The sequence below is a fragment of the Burkholderia theae genome (assembly GCF_048565265.1).
In the GTDB taxonomy this organism is placed as follows: Bacteria; Pseudomonadota; Gammaproteobacteria; order Burkholderiales; family Burkholderiaceae; genus Burkholderia; species Burkholderia theae.
On the sequence record NZ_CP183463.1, the window covers coordinates 871,663 to 889,049 of the forward strand.

The 17,387-nt window shown below is 57.4% G+C and carries 11 protein-coding genes; 6 read left to right on the top strand and 5 right to left on the bottom strand.

Features of this window, described 5'->3' with window-relative positions:
* Positions 1–3 precede the first annotated feature (3 nt).
* The 3 genes from gabD (at position 4) to ACN22W_RS36630 (ending at position 3,879) form a co-directional block, all read left to right on the top strand.
* Positions 4–1,485, top strand: a complete 1,482-nt coding sequence (gabD, locus tag ACN22W_RS36620) for an NADP-dependent succinate-semialdehyde dehydrogenase (protein WP_419689987.1) — start codon at positions 4–6, stop codon at positions 1,483–1,485.
* A 140-nt stretch (positions 1,486–1,625) separates the two neighbouring features.
* Positions 1,626–3,281: an MFS transporter gene (locus ACN22W_RS36625; protein WP_419689988.1), complete on the top strand. Its 1,656-nt coding sequence runs from the start codon at positions 1,626–1,628 to the stop codon at positions 3,279–3,281.
* A 34-nt stretch (positions 3,282–3,315) separates the two neighbouring features.
* Positions 3,316–3,879, top strand: coding sequence for a phenylacetic acid degradation protein PaaY (locus ACN22W_RS36630; RefSeq protein ID WP_419689989.1), 564 nt, complete (start codon positions 3,316–3,318; stop codon positions 3,877–3,879).
* Positions 3,880–3,926: 47 nt separating this feature from the next.
* Here the strand turns inward: ACN22W_RS36630 and paaK are convergent, their stop codons facing one another.
* The 3 genes from paaK to ACN22W_RS36645 form a co-directional block, all read right to left on the bottom strand.
* Entirely contained in the window at positions 3,927–5,246 is a 1,320-nt protein-coding gene (gene paaK, locus ACN22W_RS36635; RefSeq protein ID WP_419689990.1) for a phenylacetate--CoA ligase PaaK, read from the bottom strand.
* Positions 5,247–5,422: 176 nt separating this feature from the next.
* A complete protein-coding gene (locus ACN22W_RS36640; protein ID WP_419689991.1) occupies positions 5,423–6,898 on the bottom strand; it encodes an aldehyde dehydrogenase family protein in 1,476 nt (491 codons plus the stop codon).
* A gap of 50 nt (positions 6,899–6,948) precedes the next feature.
* The gene (locus tag ACN22W_RS36645; RefSeq protein WP_419689992.1) at positions 6,949–8,550 is read right to left on the bottom strand and encodes a GMC family oxidoreductase; all 1,602 of its coding nucleotides are present in this window, start codon (positions 8,548–8,550) and stop codon (positions 6,949–6,951) included.
* A gap of 698 nt (positions 8,551–9,248) precedes the next feature.
* On the opposite strand from ACN22W_RS36645, the gene ACN22W_RS36650 reads away from it, so the two are divergent.
* The 3 genes from ACN22W_RS36650 (at position 9,249) to ACN22W_RS36660 (ending at position 12,863) form a co-directional block, all read left to right on the top strand.
* Complete coding sequence (locus ACN22W_RS36650; RefSeq protein ID WP_419689993.1) at positions 9,249–10,202, top strand: AraC family transcriptional regulator; 954 nt, start codon at positions 9,249–9,251, stop codon at positions 10,200–10,202.
* Positions 10,203–10,367: 165 nt separating this feature from the next.
* Positions 10,368–11,291 carry a transporter gene (locus ACN22W_RS36655; protein ID WP_419689994.1) on the top strand — a complete coding sequence of 308 codons (924 nt, stop codon included), beginning with the start codon at positions 10,368–10,370 and terminating at the stop codon, positions 11,289–11,291.
* A 51-nt stretch (positions 11,292–11,342) separates the two neighbouring features.
* Complete coding sequence (locus ACN22W_RS36660) at positions 11,343–12,863, top strand: GMC family oxidoreductase (protein ID WP_419689995.1); 1,521 nt, start codon at positions 11,343–11,345, stop codon at positions 12,861–12,863.
* A gap of 290 nt (positions 12,864–13,153) precedes the next feature.
* Here ACN22W_RS36660 and ACN22W_RS36665 read toward each other — a convergent pair whose 3' ends face one another.
* Entirely contained in the window at positions 13,154–13,852 is a 699-nt protein-coding gene (locus ACN22W_RS36665; RefSeq protein ID WP_419689996.1) for a TetR/AcrR family transcriptional regulator, read from the bottom strand.
* A gap of 782 nt (positions 13,853–14,634) precedes the next feature.
* Positions 14,635–15,840 carry an IS110-like element ISBma3 family transposase gene (locus ACN22W_RS36670; protein WP_419689997.1) on the bottom strand — a complete coding sequence of 402 codons (1,206 nt, stop codon included), beginning with the start codon at positions 15,838–15,840 and terminating at the stop codon, positions 14,635–14,637.
* Between the last annotated feature and the right edge of the window lie 1,547 nt (positions 15,841–17,387).

Here is a 17,387-nt window from a genome sequence, read left to right on the forward strand (position 1 = left end):
TTGATGTCGACAATTTCATTGAATGGACAGGTAACGATTCGCAATCCTGAATTGCTAAGGCATGTATGCCTCATCGCAGGTGAATGGATTCCCGCTGACCAAGGGGGCACTATCGACGTGCGCAATCCGTCGACGGGGCAGTCGCTTGGGACCGTGCCGCGCATGGGGCGAGATGAAACATTGCGCGCGATCGACGGCGCCAATGCCGCGCTGGCCGAATGGCGCGCGCGTACTGGGAAGGAACGTGCGGTGGTTTTGCGTCGCTGGTATGAATTGATGATCGAGAATCAGGATGATCTGGCGGCGATCATGACGGCTGAGCAGGGCAAGCCGCTTGCGGAAAGCCGCGGGGAGATCGGCTATGCCGCGTCGTTTCTGGAATGGTTCGGCGAGGAAGCCAAGCGCGTCTATGGCGATACGATTCCGGGGCATGCGCGCGACAAGCGCATCGTCGTGCTGAAGCAACCCATCGGCGTGTGCGCTGCGATCACGCCGTGGAATTTCCCGGCGGCGATGCTGACGCGCAAGATCGGGCCGGCGCTCGCCGCTGGTTGCACGATGGTATTGAAACCGGCGAGCCAGACGCCATTCTCCGCACTTGCGCTCTGCGTGCTGGCGGAGCGTGCCGGCGTACCAAAGGGGGTGATCTCGTGCGTGACTGGCGCGGCGGCGGAGATCGGCGAAACGTTGACGGCCAGCCCGATCGTCCGCAAGGTCTCGTTCACCGGATCGACGGAAATCGGCAAGGTTCTGCTGGCGCAATGCGCGTCGAGCGTCAAGAAGGCATCGATGGAACTGGGCGGCAACGCGCCGTTCATCGTATTCGACGATGCCGATCTTGACGCGGCGGTGAAAGGTGCCATCGCATCGAAGTATCGCAATGCCGGACAGACCTGCGTATGTGCGAACCGGCTGCTGGTTCAGGACAGTGTGTATGACACGTTCATCGAAAAACTGTCGGTGGCCGTGCAATCCATGAGTGTCGGCGACGGATTCGAGGAAGGTGTCGCGATCGGTCCTCTGATCGATGAGCATGCCGTCGCGAAGGTTATGGAGCACGTCGACGACGCGATATCGAAGGGCGCGCGTGTCGTAGTAGGCGGAAAGCGGCATCAGAAGGGCGGCAACTACTACGAGCCGACGATTCTTGCCGATGTGACTCCGTCGATGCGGATCTTTCGCGAGGAGACATTCGGTCCCGTCGCCCCCATTTTCCGGTTCAGTACCGATGACGAGGCAATCGCGCTCGCGAACGACACCGAATTTGGTCTCGCTTCTTATTTCTACAGCCGAGATATCGGCCGCGTGCTCAAAGTGGCCGAGGCGCTCGAGTACGGCATCGTAGGCATCAACGAAGGCCTGATCTCGACCGAAGTCGCACCGTTCGGCGGTGTCAAGGAGAGCGGGCTCGGACGCGAGGGATCGAAGTACGGCATCGAGGACTACCTCGAGCTCAAGTATCTGTGCGTGGGCGGAATCGCCTGACGCTCGGGGCGGCACCTGGGTGCATCGACGCTTCGGTGCCGGTTCATCGTGAATTGTTCGATGGAGGTATCTCCCGCAATAAAGTCCAGTAATGAAAGTTAAACAACAACGATGAATCCATTGGTTTGGAGGAGCTAGACATGTCAACGGTCAATGTGGCAGTCCCTGCGTCGCGGATGTCCCGTGACGAAAAAAGGGTGGTTTTCGCATCTTCGTTAGGTACGGTGTTCGAGTGGTACGACTTCTTTCTCGCTGGCTCGCTGGCGACGTTCATTGGCAGGCACATTTTCTCCGGTGTCAACCCGACCGCGGGATTCATCTTTACGCTGCTGAGCTTTGCTGCGGGTTTCGCGGTGCGACCTCTCGGGGCGATCGTATTTGGACGTCTGGGCGACCTGGTAGGTCGCAAATATACGTTTCTCGTGACGATCGTCCTGATGGGCGGCTCGACGTTTCTCATCGGGTTGCTGCCGGGCTTTGCCACTATCGGGATCGCTTCGCCGATCCTGTTTGTCGCGATGCGGATGATTCAAGGGCTCGCGCTTGGCGGCGAATATGGCGGCGCGGCGACCTATGTCGCGGAGCATGCGCCGAATGACCGGCGCGGTGCATGGACCGCCTGGATTCAGATGACCGCGACGCTCGGGCTGTTCCTGTCGCTGGTGGTCATTCTGGGTGTGCGAACCACGACAGGCGAAGGTCTGTTCGCATCGTGGGGATGGCGAGTGCCATTCCTGATGTCCATCGTCCTGCTCGGGATATCGGTGTGGATCCGCCTTCAGTTGCACGAGTCGCCGGCATTCGAGTGCATGAAGGCGGAGGGCAGTCGCTCGAAGGCACCCGTAGCCGAGGCATTCGGGCAATGGAAGAACCTCAAACTGGTGTTGGTCGTGTTGTTCGGGCTGACGGCGGGGCAGGCAGTGGTCTGGTATACGGGGCAGTTCTACACGCTGTTCTTTCTGACGCAGACGCTCAGGCTCGAGGGTTCGACGTCGAATATGATCCTTGCCATCGCACTCGTGATCTCGGCGCCGTTCTATGTCGTGTTCGGTTCATTGTCCGACCGAATCGGACGCAAGCCGATCATCCTGATCGGTTTCGCGTTGGCGGCCGCCACGTATTTTCCGCTGTTCAAGGGGCTCACGCACTTTATCAATCCCGCGCTGGAGACGGCACAACGGAATGCGCCGATTGTGGTGAAGGCATTTCCTCGCGAGTGTTCGTTCCAGTTTAATCCGGTCGGTACGGCGACCTTTACCAGTTCATGCGATATCGCCAAGAGTGCGCTCTCGAAAGCTGGGCTGAGCTACCGTAACGAACCGGCGGCGCCGGGCGAGAGGGCAGCGATCGTCGTCGGCGCCAGCGTTATTTCGTCATACGATGGAAAATCCGTCGACGCAGCCATGCAAGGGCGTGATTTCGATCGGGCGCTGCAGCGTGCGCTGCATGATAACGGCTATCCGGCGAAGGCCGATCCGGGCAAGATCAATTGGCCGATGGCGATCCTTCCGCTGGCGATCCTGATGATCTACGGCACGATGGTCTACGGGCCGATCGCGGCCATGCTCGTCGAGTATTTTCCGACACGGATCCGCTACACGTCGATGTCGTTGCCATATCACATCGGTAACGGATGGTTCGGTGGATTTCTCCCGGCTTCCGCATTCGCGATCGTCGCGGCAAACGGGAACATCTATTCTGGCCTCTGGTATCCGATCGTCATTGCGACCGCTTCGCTGATCGTCGGGATCTTGTGCGTGCGCGAGACGCGCGGCACCGATATCTGCGCAAACTGACCAGACAGCATATCCATACGGAGTCCAGCGGATTATGGCGTTATACGAATATCGAGGCGTGGCGCCGCGCGTCCATGCGACCGCTTACGTACACTCGAGTGCGAGCGTCATCGGCGACGTGATCGTCGGCGCTGGTTGCTATATCGGACCGTGCGCGTCTCTCCGTGGAGATTTCGGCGCCATCCGTATCGACGAAGAAAGCAACGTACAGGACAACTGTACGTTGCATGTCGGGCACGGAAAGACGTGCTGGCTGGGTGTACGATCCCACGTCGGCCATGGCGCCGTGGTACATGGCGCCCGTCTAGTGCGCAATGTCTTAATCGGGATGAACGCGGTCGTGATGGATGGCGTGACAATCGGCGAATCGGCCATCGTCGCAGCATGCACGTTCGTCAAGTCTGGTATGCAGGTGCCGGCAAGTACTTTGGTCGTGGGTGTCCCTGCTCGAGTCGTCCGAATGCTGACCGACGGTGAACTGCAGGCGAAAATCAACGCCACTAATAAGTACTGTGAACTCGCAGCGTTGAGCTCGGTGACGATACGCGCTATTGACCAGGCGGCGTCGTTGCCCGCTGAAAAAAGCGAAAATAAATAATCGTCAAACACTATCAAGTAGCTGCTTCGATGGCCGAGTTGAGACAGTTATACGGAATCTCGGTGATCAATTACTCGCTTTGCTTTGCCTGTAGAGGTTGCGGGTATACCCCCTGCAGCCAGGAGGTGCGCTATTGCTGAAACTCCAACTATTGATTTGATTCGTTGCTGCAGCTCGCGCGCAAGCGCCGCGCGATCGCCGTCGGTGACGGACGCGGCCACCTCGGAGCGCAGCTCGACCGCGAGGTCGAGCCTGTCCATATGACCGTCGCGCGACAACGTGATCTGGAACTGGCCCGACAGCTGCGGCAGCGCGACCACGATCTCCTCGATCTGGCTCGGAAACACGTTCACGCCACGCACGATCAGCATGTCGTCGGAGCGGCCCGTGATCTTCGCGAGGCGGCGCATCGCGCGCGCGGTGGGCGGCAGCAGCGCGGTGAGGTCGCGCGTGCGGTAGCGGATCACCGGCATCGCTTCCTTCGTCAACGACGTGAACACGAGCTCGCCCTGGCTGCCGTCGGGCAGCACTTCTCCCGTGACGGGATCGATGATCTCCGGGTAGAAATGGTCCTCCCAGATCACCGGGCCGTCCTTCGTCTCGACGCATTCGCACGCGACGCCCGGGCCCATCACTTCCGACAGCCCGTAGATGTCGAGCGCGTCGATACCCACGCGCGTCTCGACTTCCTCGCGCAGCGCCAGCGTCCACGGCTCCGCGCCGAAGATGCCGATCTTCAGCGACGACTCGGCCGGATCCATCCCCTGCCGCACCATTTCGTCGATCAGGTTCAGCATGTACGACGGCGTGACGAGGATGATCTTCGGCTCGAAATCGCGGATAAGCTGCACCTGCTTCTCGGTCTGGCCACCCGACATCGGCACGACCATGCAGCCGAGTCGTTCCGCGCCGTAGTGAATCCCGAGGCCGCCCGTGAACAGGCCATAGCCGAACGCGTTGTGGAGCGTGTCACCCGGGCGGCCGCCGGCCGCGCGGATCGAGCGCGCGGTCACGTTCGCCCAGGTATCGATGTCGCGCGCGGTGTAGCCGACCACGGTCGGCTTTCCGGTCGTGCCGCTCGACGCATGCACGCGCACGACCTGCTCGCGCGGCACGGCGAACAGCCCGAACGGATAGTTGTCGCGCAGGTCGTTCTTCGTCGAGAACGGGAATTTCGCGAGATCGGCGAGCGACTTCAGGTCGTCCGGATGCACGCCGGCCGCATCGAACGTGCGGCGATAGTGCGGTACGTTGTCGTACGCGTGGCGCAGCGACCACTTGAGGCGCAGTAGCTGCAGCGCTTCCAGTTCGTCGCGGCTGGCGGTCGTAATCGCGTCTGCGTCGACGACACAGTTATAAGAATACATAAAGCTTCTCTAGCGTATATGGAGTATCGCTGGCAAGACTTGACGCGAGTGCGGGCCGCGGTCAGCCAGCGTGTCATCGGCAAACACTTCACGCAAATCAAAATATTCCAGCAGATGAAAATACGATATCGGCGCGGCCGGCAGCCCCCTTCCGTTTGCCGGTCGCCGTTGTTCGATCAAAGTCGAATGGACACTGACTTCAGCTCGGTATAGGAATCAATGAAGGATGATCCATATTCGCGCCCCACACCGGAACCCTTGGCGCCACCGAAAGGTACTGCAGGATCGACCAGCGTGTGCATGTTTACCCAGACGGTACCGGCCTCGATACGCGGAACGTATCGAAGCGCCTTCGCCAGGTCATTCGTCCAGATGCTTGCCGTCAAGCCGAAAGGCGTGTCGTTCATCATTGAGAGCAGTTCATCGTCGTCGTCGAACGGTACAAACGTGCCGACCGGACCGAAGATCTCCTGACGGTATGCGCTCGAGTCCAGGGACTTCGGCAGAATGATCGTTGGCTGAATGTAAAGTCCATCGTGCCGATATGCGCCGCCGCCGGTGACGATGTCATCGCCTTCCGTCTTGGCCAGTTCGAACGCGGCGAGGCATTTATTGAATTGCGGCTCGTTGCACACTGGCCCGATCATTCCTGCGTCATCCATGGGTTGGGAAGGTTTGATGCCTTCCATACGGGATCTGAGTTTCTCGATCACCTCGTCGAATTGAGAGCGATGCACGAAGAAACGTTCCGCTGAAGCGCACACTTGACCACTGTGCAAAAACCCCGCCTCGAAGACTCCGTCGAGAATTTTGTCGATCGACGTATCCGGAAGGAACGCTGCAGCATTCTTGCCTCCAAGCTCGAGCGTGAAGCGCGTGAGGTTGGCCTTAACGGCCTCCTCGCCAATGAGGCGACCGGTCGGAACCGACCCCGTAAACGACACCTTGGCGATACGCGGATCCGAAGTGACTTTGCCTCCGATCTTGCCCGTGCCGTTGATGACGTTCAGCGCTCCGGCCGGCAGCCCCGCCTCCGTGCCGAGTTCCGCGATGCGTAGCATCGTCAGCGGCGAGAACTCCGAGGACTTGATGAGTACGGTGTTGCCCGTCGCGAGCGCGGCCCCGAATTTCCACACTGGGATCATGACCGGGAAGTTCCACGGGATAACACCGAAGACAACGCCCAGAGGCTCCCGCAACGTAAAAGAAGTGTAGCGCTCGCCGCTCATGCTCGGATAAGACGGCGTAATCGTTTCGCCGGAAATTTTCGTTGCCCAACCTGCGTAGTAACGCAGCCAACGAGCAGACCATCCTACTTCTATGACGCGGGACAACGCGATAAGCTTCCCCGACTGTGCCGTTTCGATTTGAGCGATTTCCTCGCCATGCATTTCGATCAGATCTGCGAATCGCAGGAGGATACGCTCTCGGTCAGCAGGCGAGACGGACGCCCAATCTTTTCGAAATGCTTGATGAGACGATGCAATTGCGGCTTCGATATCGACGTCTACAGCCTGCGCGACGGAGCCGACCACAGTAAGAGTAGACGGGCACCGAACTTCGATTCGTTCACTGCCTTGTCCCGCGACCGGCCGACCCCCGATGTAGTGCCCATGTTCGCGAGCAAGGAATTGTTTGACTTCGTCAAGCATCTGGACTATTGCCATCTATTCGCCTCCCGGAGAGATTTGATTCGCAAGCGTTAGCGCATCGTATTCGAGATCAGGTCCGATGCTTTCTCGGCCAGCGCGATGGTTGGCGCGTTCGTATTACCGCTCGGGATGCTGGGCATCGTCGAGCTGTCGGCTACACGAAGCCCTGCGATACCATGTACGCGAAGTTGCGTGTCAACGACCGACGACGCGGGCTCCATTCCCATTCGACACGTTCCGACCGGGTGATAGACCGTCTTGGCGGCACCGCGCACCCAGTCTTCGATCGCGGCGTCGTCATCGGGAATGCAATTCGGCGAAAAGATCTCGTCCACATGCGCGGCGAGCGCCGGCTGCTGCAAGATTCTGAGGGCCAGTTTGGTCGCACGAACTTGACCGTCTACGTCCCTGCGATCTGACAGGTAGCGTCCGTCGATCCGCGGAAGATCCGCAGGGTTCGACGACCGAATCGTTACACGACCGCGCGAATATGGTTGAAGGTGACCGGTTTTGATCGTGATGCCGTGTGTCCTGCCATTTGTCACACCGAACGGATCGTCGAACGCATCGATGACTGGCAGGAAGTGAAACTGGACATCCGGTTGTCCTTGGTTACACGTGTCGACGAATGCGAATCCTTCGAGTACCGGGGAGGTCAATAGTCCCGATCGGAACAACATCCATTGAAGACCGTGTTTGAGCGCTCGGAGGCCCCGATCCTGCCCGTACAGCGAGATCGGCGTCTTGATGGATGCATTGACCGACGTGTGCATGTGGTCATGAAAATTCTCACCAACCGGCAGGACATGTTTGACTCGAACACCCGCATTTTCGAGGTCGCTGCGCGGTCCGACACCGGACAACTGCAGAATCTTGGGCGAGCCAATCGCGCCTGCGGTCAAAATTACTTCCGCGCGCGCATAGGCGGTCACCTGCCGGTTGCCTTGGCGATAAGTTACGCCGGTCGCGCGGCTGCCTTCTATTTCGATGCGCTCGACCAGAGCATCGACTTCGAGCTTGAACTCTGCGTGGTTTCTGATTGCCTTTAGATAGGTCGCCGCCGTGGAGCCCCGCTCGCCATTGAAGATGGTGGCCTGATAAAACCCGACACCATCCTGTCTGTCGCCGTTGTAGTCGGTCCGGTATTCGAGTCCCATCTGTTGGCCCGCCCGGACGAATGCTTGCGAGAGCGGATGCCGATAGCGAATCTCTGTGACCTTCAGATGTCCATCGTTTCCATGGAATGGAAGGGTCAGCGATTCATTGTTCTCGGCCTTGGCGAAGTAACGCAGCATTTCGTCGGCGCCCCAGCCCTTGCAGCCGAACTCGTTCTCCCACCGGTCGTAGTCATTCCGGTGCCCACGAACGTAAAGCATGCCATTGACGGAACTGGACCCGCCAAGCACTCGACCCTGCGGTACCGCGATGGACCGACCTTTCACGTCCTGCGACGGTTCGGCGGCATACGGCCATGTATAGCGGGGGATGGCCTTGCCGAGGCCGCCCGGCATGTGAATGAACAGGTCTTTGTCGTGACCGCCGGCCTCGATCAGCAAGACGCTTCCCTTGCGCCGCTCGATGAGGTTGGTTGCAATGGTGCAGCCGGCCGAACCAGCGCCAATGATGATGTAATCGAACGTTTTATCGGACATCGTTTATCGCCCACGATCGTGCAAGTGACATCCGCCAGTTCTGTCCCGTTCTGCGCATGCTTACTGTCCCGACCTTTGTGGGCATCTCCTTACAAATTTCTGATGGTTTTCTACGGTATTCGCCGGCGCTTTCGGTTCAATGCTTCATCGAATTAGTGACAGATACGCGTCTCGATTAGCCACGAGCTAGGAGCCGACTGCGACCGATTCTAGTTTCGCGCACTGAAGCTGGACCGACGTTGAGTGCATACTTTTGGTCTCAGCGTGCACAGTGTGTGGCGGCGTGGAACACATGGCCACGGTCCGATACCGACGCAGGGAAGGTAGCTGGCTTCACTGGTGCAAACCATCATTGACCGACCGGTTGGTCGGTAAAAAAATGAGTCATGTCGATTTGATGCTGTGAGAATGCATACGCGTCGTCCTAAGCACGACGCGTTAGACGCAATCGCTGATTCAATCGACAATTAAAAACCAGCAGTTTTCAATGATGATGTCAGATGCGCCTTATTTCGTAGTGCGATTCTTCAATGGTTGGCCTTTCGTCAACCGTCTCCGTTTTCGGCATGGTTGTCGTCGAGCTGTTCCGACGACCTGGGAGCGCGTCTGATATGCAAACCAAGCATCCGGCGCAGGTTCACGGTTCGTGAACAAGAAAGAATCGACCAAAATAATAGGTAATACTAAATCACCAAGCAATGGCAAATGAAATCCTTGTTGGCGAAAGCGGTAGCGGCGCAAATTTGCGAGATCTTATCTCGGACAGTTTCCTGCCGCTGGCTCTTCGAGATACAGGCCCGCTTTTCCGTATGTCCGTGCGCATTGCCGTAGCGGGAGGTATTCGTGCGGCGGAGGTGGACACCTCGTCGATCCGGGCGGATCGCGATCGGGCGCTGGCGGAGCGGGCCGATAGAGACTGCTACAAGATGCTGTTTCAGATTGCCGGGCAAAGTCGCGTGACGCAAAGAAACAAGACGGCTACTGTTAGTGCGGGGCAGTGGGTGGTCTACGACGCGACTCAGGCGTATTCGATCGAGTGTGCGGATGCGTCGAGGTTCGTCGCCGTGCTTGCACCACCGAGGAGCAGCACGATGTGGCGATGGTTTGTTGATCGTGCTGACACGCAGGTGCACCAAACGGTTGGCAATGCAAATCTCGCGTTGCAGTCAATTCGGTATCTGATTGATGGGCAGGTGCCCGACGATCTCGAAAGCCTGTCCGGTTTCGAACAATCGACCTTGATGCTGCTAGATTCCGTCGTGCGCCGTGAGGCCGGCGAGGCTCTCAACCGGGCTGGAGCACGAAGTGCGTCTCTGCGTATGAGTGCTGAGCTCTATCTAGCACAGCACTATTGCGATCCGAGCCTGACGCCAGACAAGTTGGCGAGTGCATTGAACGTGTCGAGGCGTACGCTCTACGGCGCATTATCTGCTACCAACCAGACGCCCCAGGGGCTGATTCAGGAATATCGACTGCAAGCGAGCAGGCGGGCGCTCTTGGACCCCGCCGACACGAACCGCAATCTGCTTGAGCTCGCGATGATGTGCGGCTTTTCGGATATGACGCATTTTGGACGGTTGTTCAAGGCGCGATTCGGATGCAGCCCGGGCGTTTATCGGATGACATGTCGAGATGCATTGAAGCTCGCTTGACGTGGCGAGAGATCGCGTTACGTGAGATCAAAGCGCATCTGTTATAGAAAACATTTGCACACGTTGACGCAACATCTGCACGGAACGTCGAAACAAAATGATGAGGGATCCTAGACTATGCCGGACGGCCAACTTATATGGTCGACGGTACTCTAGGAGACGAAATTGAAGAACAACCGGGCAGTTACTCACGCGTTTAGCGTTACGCACGTGTTCCGCGGTCCACGCATCTGGAAGTTGGCCGCTCTCACGATGGTGGTTGCCTTCCCGACGTTGGCTTCAGCGATCAATGTCGATGCAGGGGACTATACGGCTTTGCCCGCCGGCGCGAACGTCGGTGCGTTGTACCTTCAACATGCGCAGAATACGCGGATCTATGCTAACGGTTCGCGCGTGGCGGGAGGTGACATCACCCAGGATGTTGGAGTTGCGCGTTTTATTCATTTTACGTCGATTGGTGGATTTACGGTCGACCCCCAAATCCTGGTCCCATTCGGCCACGTTGGTGCGACGAATCAGATGTCGGCCCTCGGTAACAATACCGGTATTGGTGATGCGATCTTTGCCGCTACGATCTGGCTCGTCAACCGTCCCGAGTCGAACACGTTCCTGGGTGTCACGCCCTTCATCTACGCTCCGACCGGCAGTTACGACCGAAATCGAGGAATTAATCTCGGCGAGAACCGTTGGAAGTTTGCGTTGCAGGCGGGATTTATTACGCCCATCGCGCCCAAAGTGATTCTCGATCTGGCTGCCGACGCGACCGCATTCACGCCGAACCACAACTTCGGCCCTGCCGGCGCGACGATGACTGAGTCGCCCCTCTTTCAGGCTCAGGGTTGGTTGCGATACCAACTCACGAGCAGTATCGATTTACGGGTTGGTGGTTCGTATGTCTTCGGCGGCAATCAAACTGTTGCAGGCGTGTCCTCTGCAAATCGGCAATCGACACCGAGTTTTCTCTTGGGTGCAGCATGGTTCCCGACGAAAACTTGGCAAATCATCGCGCTCTACGGCCGTCAGACGTCAACTGAGAATGGTCCGCTTGAGACGCAACGCTTCAATGTTCGCGTTGCGCACTTTTTTTGAGAATGTGATCGGACGCTGATCGTGTACGCATACCGTCAAGGATAATAAGCCATGGATGCATATGACTATATCGTTGTTGGCGCTGGTTCTTCCGGCTGTGTTATTGCCGCTCGTTTGAGTGAAGACCCGCGAGTCCGGGTGCTACTACTCGAGGCCGGACCGAAAGATGATGATCCCAATATTGCAGCGCCGAGCGGTTGGCCTTCTCTGTGGAAAACTCCAGTCGATTACGCGTACCACACAGTACCGCAGGCGCATACTGCCGGGCGAACGCATTATTGGCCCCGCGGACGGACACTCGGTGGTTCCAGTGCTATCAACGGCATGATTTATGTGCGCGGGCACAAGAGTGATTACGACGCGTGGGCATATCAAGGATGCCTGGGTTGGGACTTTGAATCTCTGCTTCCGTATTTCCGGAAATCAGAGGACCATGAAAGCGGCGAAACGCGGTATCACGGGGTCGGCGGACCGTTGCATGTGTCGCGAAATCGTTCACCCAATCCAATCTGTGAAGCTGCGATTGAAGCTGCGGTCCAGGCGGGATTTGCGCGCAACGAGGACTGCAACGCAGAGGAGGTCGAAGGCGTTGGCTACTGCCACCTCACGATCAAGGATGGCATGCGCCAGTCAGCTGCGCGGGCGTTCCTATTGCCCGCTCGTGATCGCCCGAACCTGACGGTTAGAACCGGCGCATGCGTCGAAAAATTGATCCTCATGGGCGATCGCTGTATCGGCGTTCGCTTCTACGACGGTGTGCAGGCCGTCAATGTTTTGGCCGAGAGCGAGGTGATCGTCTGCGGTGGGGCGATCGCCAGCCCGCAAATTTTGTTGCTTTCGGGTATTGGCCCAGCGGACGAACTCGCGCGTGTCGGCATCAGGGCGACGCACCACCTTCCGGGGGTTGGGAAGAATCTGCAGGACCACTTGCTTTGCAGCGTGATCTTCGAGGCATCCAGGCCGATCCCGGCAGCGCGAAGTAATCTTCTTGAATCGCAGTTGTTCTGTCGCAGTGACGAACGTCGTGTTGGTCCGGACTTGCAGCCGCTGTTCATGCACATCCCGTACTATGCGCCAGGCTTCGATGGTCCGGCCAATGCGTGGACACTGTGCGCAGGCCTAGTTCGCCCGGCGAGCCGCGGCGAGATCCGTTTGGAATCCACCGATCCGTCCGCCGCGCCTCTTCTCGATCCCCGCTATCTTTCGGAGCAGTCGGACCTGGATCGCCTTGCTCAAGCAGTTCAGATCTGTCGCGAAATCGGGCGCCAGCGCGCATTCGACGAGTGGCGCGCACGCGAAGTTTTGCCGGGCCCTGCCGGGGACGACCCTGGCGCACTGCTCGAGTATGTGCGGCGTGCATGTGTAACCTACCACCACATGGCGGGCACATGCAAAATGGGCATAGGTGCCGATGCCGTCGTCGATCCGGAACTCCGCGTTCGAGGTTTGACCGGTCTTCGTGTGGCCGACGCTTCGATCATGCCGGACGTCGTTTCTGGCAACACCAATGCTCCCGCCATTATGATCGGTGAAAAAGCAGCCGATTTGATCAAGAAATCGCAAGGGAAGTGATGTTATCGCATTCCTATCCGTAAGGCGCGAAATACTTACATTCAAATGTTGTTGGCTATTGTGTTTGAGCGCGGTCAAGGGATTGCCGCGCCACGGAAAAAGCATTGTGATTAAAGGTCCAGGAAATTGATGACGAATGGGCAAATTATCGATTTTAGGAGCGCTGCAGGCGAGGCGAGGGCGAATCGTCTGCCTCGCAGACCTGAAAAGAATGTTGCTTCCACGGGTTTGTTTATTGTTACCGTCGCCTCCCGTTCGGGAAGCGGCGGCGCGTGCCAAATCGCACCGACTTACGCTCTCGCTAGTGCCAGGACCGCGTTGACGGCATCGTCTTCCAGACCCCTAAGGTCAGATGGAAAACGATTTCTCTGTGGAATAAATACGATCAGCCCTTCGATCTGCGCCGTGATCAAAGCCGCGCGCCGTGCGAGTACGCTAGGTGGAAGCTCTGGGTTAATCGCAGTGACAAATTCGGCAATCATCAACCGCTGAAATGTATAAGCTTCCTCGATGGTTTTGCGCGCGAATTCCTGCGATTGTGCTAGGGCAAAAAGATTTACGAATAACCCCTGTGTTTTCGATTGCTTGCTATCTTCGATTAGCAATCGCACCAGCGCTTCCAAGCGTGCTTCGGGTGTTAGGGTTGTATCGGCTCGAAGAGTATCGTAAGAATTCGAATATTCGTTAAGTGTGACGTTGATGATAGTGGCGAGAAGATCTTCGCGGGACGGAAAGTAGTGCTGTAGATTTGAAAGTGACAATCCAGATCTGGTTGCGACTTTTCGCATACTTAATTCGCCATATCCATCGGTCACAAAAATATCGATCGCGTTTGAAAGGATGCGCTTGACCGTTTGGCGTCCGCGTTCGGTCGCAGGGCGCGGAGCATCGGCAAGATGCATACGCGCCAAAGGCTCGATGTTTCGATCGTCGCGGTCAAAATGATCAGTCTTTTCGCTTTGGTCATGGTCCATCGTTTTCGACGACATTGAAAGTATTCCGAAGTACAGGCAAGAGTGGCACAACTCTTGCCCCGGCGGAATACATTATGGGCCGGTCGCACCGTCGTGTGCAAGGCAACATTTTTTCATCGACTTCGTGCAATATTTTGTCGAACTTTAATGCAAACACACAATATTAATATTTAATATCGCACAAGTAAGCAATAAAAAGCTAATTTTATATTGACGCCTATGGCGATATTCGATCGATTCGGCCCCTCAACCGGTTTGCGATGACAAAAGCAAGGAATCATGTTTTTTGTCGATTTTTGCCTTGTCGGCGCAAGACTAATTATAGGTCAAGCAACCCAGAAAAATTGACGCTGAAAATGGATGGTGATTATCGGTCACATTTGTGATGCGCTGGTATTCATCGATATGTGCCGTACAAGAGGTGTAATTGGCTGTTTTTATTGGATGTTATGTACAATGTGCGGTGGGCATGCTTGTATGGCGCAAAGAGAATTTGCAGCGCAAATGGGTCGGTAGACTAATTTAAGGATATCAATCAAGTGGGTGTTTTTCAGTGTTGGGAAGTGGGCGGTACGGCGACCGGCGTGGCTGGCGCAAGATCGGGCGGGCGAGTTCGTTGCGCGGACGTCCGTGGTTTATGTACCTAAATACCAACGATGGCCTCCGGCCCAAATCGATCCTGTGGAGCGAGATGGGGTTCGCTTGCGACATGTAATGGACTGGCTGCTTAAGATTGGAAGGCGGCGTGGGGAATTGCCTCGGCAATGATGGCTCGGGGGGGGGGGCTATGTGTTTCGTCAAGCGTTAGGGGCTGACTTGGGTTGGTAAATGGTGCCGTCACGCAGCATGGCGAACAGGACGTCGCAGCGTCGCCGTGCCAGTGCGATGGGGGCTTGGTTGTGGCGCTTGCCTTGCTGGATCTTGCGCGAGTAATAGGCCCGCGAGACTGGGTCCCGCAAGGCCGCGAAGGCGGATAGGAACAAGGCACGCTTGAGTACCTTGTTGCCGCGTCTGGATGGATGTTCGCCGCGTATCGATGAGCCGGAGCGTCGGGTGGCCGGGGCAAGGCCAGCGTAGGCTGCTAGGTGTGCAGCTGAAGCGAACACCTTATGGGCAACCTCGGTTAGGAGTCTGGCGGCGGTCCTGACGCCGACTCCCGGCATGCTGGTCAGGACCGGCCAAAGAGGGTGAGCAAGCACCAGTCGTTCAACTTCGGCAGCGACCTCGTCGCGTTGCTGACGCAAGGCCGCAAGCTGCTGGGCCAAACGGGGCATAACGATGGTGGCGGCTTGCGTGCCGGGCACGGTTACGGCTTGTTCGCTCAGTGCCTGAACGATCTCGGCCGCCAAGCCTTTGCCCATGCGAGGAGCGAGCTTGGTCAGGCGATTGGCGAGCGTCTTCTCGCTGGTGCTGGCAAGGGCGGCGGGCGACGGATAGCGCTCAAGCAGATCGAGTACCGCTGGATGATCAAGGCGCGGTCCGAGAACACGCTCGAGCGCCGGATGGATCTGAGTAAGCAGGCCGCGAATGCGGTTGCTGGTTTGCGTGACCTGAGCGGCGAGGTCGTCATCGAAGCCGCAGAGCATGGTGAGCTCGGCGAGCTGCTCGTCGGCCAGTCGAAGCGAGCGCAGCGTATGCGGCATCGAGCGAGCGGCTTCGGCGATGATCGCGGCGTCTCGGGCATCGGTCTTGGCTTCGCCGGCGTGCAGATCAGCGATGCGGCGCATGGCCAGTCCGGGCAGATAGGCGACGAGTACGCCTTCGGCGCGGGCAACGGCTACAGGAAGCGCACCGATGGTTGAGGGCTGATCGACGACGAACAGCAATCGACCGTGAGTCTTGAGTTCGGCGATGAGGGCTCGCAGCTTGACCTCGTCGTTGGGTAGCGCCTTGTTGTACAGACGCTTGCCGTTCCGATCGAGCGCAACGGCGTGATGCTGCCCTTTACCGACATCGACGCCGACGAAGACATCGACGGCACCATGTAGTTGAGTGTCTTGCATCGAAGTATGAGCAGAGTGAACGGATTGGCCTGCAACAACGGTGGCAAGTCTCGGCATCCACGTTACGGACGGCGTCGGGATATCCGGCCAAACCCCTATCAGCGATCACCAGCCACCCACCACGCCCGGTGACAACACCCCCCGGATCATGACTGCGACTGGGGGCGGGAATCATGCCGGGCCTGGCTGGCCATAGCCCCGATTATCGGGGCGTGAAGATAGTAACGGGGGCGCAGGAGAGGCTGTGGTGTCGTGTCACGGTTCGTCGCTCCTTGGGCGCGCCAGCTCTCGATTTTGCAGCCTGGCCGAGTCGTTACGACTTGTGGTGATATTGACAGAGGCTCGATTTGCTATTCCTTGGGCATGTTTGGGCGATATTAGGGTTGGATCATCGAACCCTGGGCTGGCCTGGCTGTGGCGTATGTCAGTGCAGTTCATGCCGCACGCCGGTCCGATGCGCCAGTTTCGTGTCGAATCGTTGTATGGATTCATTGCCCAGGTTGGAGCCAGCCTCCCCCCCCCCCCGAGCCTGTCATCAAAATTGACCGAAGCTCCGCAACGCTATAGGCGCCCGCACCATTGTTTGAGAGGTCCGGCCGTCAGCGGTAGTGTTGGGCCTGAATTTCCGTAGATTTGGAGTGCCATGGCGGACCGCCACCGCTCACATCGTTGCATTGACGAATAGGGTCGGGAGGGACCTAACGTCGACGTAGTGCGCATGCCGCAAATTGGTGGACCCCATCGGAATGGTTCTTTGGCGTCATTGTAGGGCTTCCTTTGTCGAGCTTTTTCGGTGGCCCGACACAAAAGGGTCAATATACCTAATTGTGTGAATAATGGTAAGAATACAGTCGGACTCTAGAGTACTCATTCGATCGCGATCCTCCACGAAACATGACGTCAACCACCCGAGTAAGGCCCGAAAAAACGGAAAAATTGGTTAAATACCGTTAAAAAACGTTTGCTTGACAATTCATTTCAAATCTCGAGGGTAGCAAGACTTGTTCTTGAATGGCGCCGTAGGTATAACGACGGCTGGGTCTTGTGAACTAGTCTTGATGGGGTGCATTGGTTCCATGTTTATGTGTCGGGTTCAGCGCGGCGCGAGCTGTCAGACCAGGTACGGAGGTCAGCAGGTGGTCGCTCCGACAGCTTGCCCTTGATCCAGCGGTTAGCACAGAAACCACGTGATGTCATCCGATTTCGGGATTTTCTAACGGATGACAACTGCGTTGTTTTTCCGACAGCGCTTCGCAGATGCGGGTCCGCCTACCAAAGCGTTCTTGAGGGGCTTCGATGTCGCTGCAAGAAAGCCACCTGTGTCGCGTAGGTACCGATCCCAATACTTCGCGAGCCAAAGGAAAAGCGATGCATATTCAGTGATCACATCGCACGATGTGGCGCCGGTGATTTCATCACATGTCATCAAGAAGACGATCAACAGTACTGACTATTCCGCCTTCTGGCCGAATGAAGATGACTGATCAAATGTGATGAAGGATGGTCGAGTGGTAATGAAAGCTTCTGTAATTTAACTCTCGTTGCAG

Coding starts and splice junctions, on each gene's coding strand:
- gabD (WP_419689987.1), top strand. CDS start 4: ATGTCGACAATTTCATTGAATGGACAGGTAACGATTCGCAATCCTGAA.
- ACN22W_RS36625 (WP_419689988.1), top strand. CDS start 1,626: ATGTCAACGGTCAATGTGGCAGTCCCTGCGTCGCGGATGTCCCGTGAC.
- ACN22W_RS36630 (WP_419689989.1), top strand. CDS start 3,316: ATGGCGTTATACGAATATCGAGGCGTGGCGCCGCGCGTCCATGCGACC.
- paaK (WP_419689990.1), bottom strand. CDS start 5,246: ATGTATTCTTATAACTGTGTCGTCGACGCAGACGCGATTACGACCGCC.
- ACN22W_RS36640 (WP_419689991.1), bottom strand. CDS start 6,898: ATGCTTGACGAAGTCAAACAATTCCTTGCTCGCGAACATGGGCACTAC.
- ACN22W_RS36645 (WP_419689992.1), bottom strand. CDS start 8,550: ATGTCCGATAAAACGTTCGATTACATCATCATTGGCGCTGGTTCGGCC.
- ACN22W_RS36650 (WP_419689993.1), top strand. CDS start 9,249: ATGGCAAATGAAATCCTTGTTGGCGAAAGCGGTAGCGGCGCAAATTTG.
- ACN22W_RS36660 (WP_419689995.1), top strand. CDS start 11,343: ATGGATGCATATGACTATATCGTTGTTGGCGCTGGTTCTTCCGGCTGT.
- ACN22W_RS36665 (WP_419689996.1), bottom strand. CDS start 13,852: ATGTCGTCGAAAACGATGGACCATGACCAAAGCGAAAAGACTGATCAT.
- ACN22W_RS36670 (WP_419689997.1), bottom strand. CDS start 15,840: ATGCAAGACACTCAACTACATGGTGCCGTCGATGTCTTCGTCGGCGTC.